This window comes from Vibrio sp. 2033 (assembly GCF_033339735.1).
Genome location: NZ_JAWOVC010000697.1, coordinates 1 through 549, shown reverse-complemented (window position 1 = coordinate 549; position 549 = coordinate 1). Strand labels below are relative to the sequence as shown.

1 protein-coding gene is annotated in these 549 nt (G+C 44.8%); it reads right to left on the bottom strand.

The window, feature by feature from the left end; all coding sequences use genetic code 11:
- On the bottom strand, positions 1-549 hold a 549-nt coding region (locus R7P74_RS28580), incomplete at both ends, for a 1-acyl-sn-glycerol-3-phosphate acyltransferase (protein ID WP_318124064.1).

The window sequence follows — 549 nt, the reverse complement described above, 5'->3', positions numbered from 1 at the left end:
TGGAACATTTTTAGGATCGCAGGATCTGTAAAGTCGTTACCGTCTTTCGCGCGCCCTTCTTTTTGAGCAATCCAAATAGAGTTGCCCGTATCCAGCGAGTGTTTGATGTAGCCAGACAACTGTCCAAGCGCTTTCATCATCTCTCGTGGAGCTTTTGCAGAACGCTTAACAATAAAGCTCTTGTTCAAACGCATCAGCTCTGTCGCACACGGTTTTTTCAGCAAATTATCGCCGATTGCAATACGCACAGTGCGGTGACCACTTTGGTACAAACCGTAGTTAACTAAAGCGGGATCCATTGCGATATCGCGATGGTTAGACACGAATAAGTAGGAGGTGTTTTTATCCAGTTTGTCTAAACCAGAGAACGTGACGCCATCCGTTGTCTTATTCAACGTATCTTGAAGGTATTTTTTCACCTCGATTTGGATCGCTTCTACGGAGTCAAGTTTGCTCCACTTCGCTTTTAGGTAAATGCGAAGGAACGGACTCATGAGCGTTTTGAACCATTTCGCTTTGTTTTCAAAACGGTGATCGAGAATCGCAGTG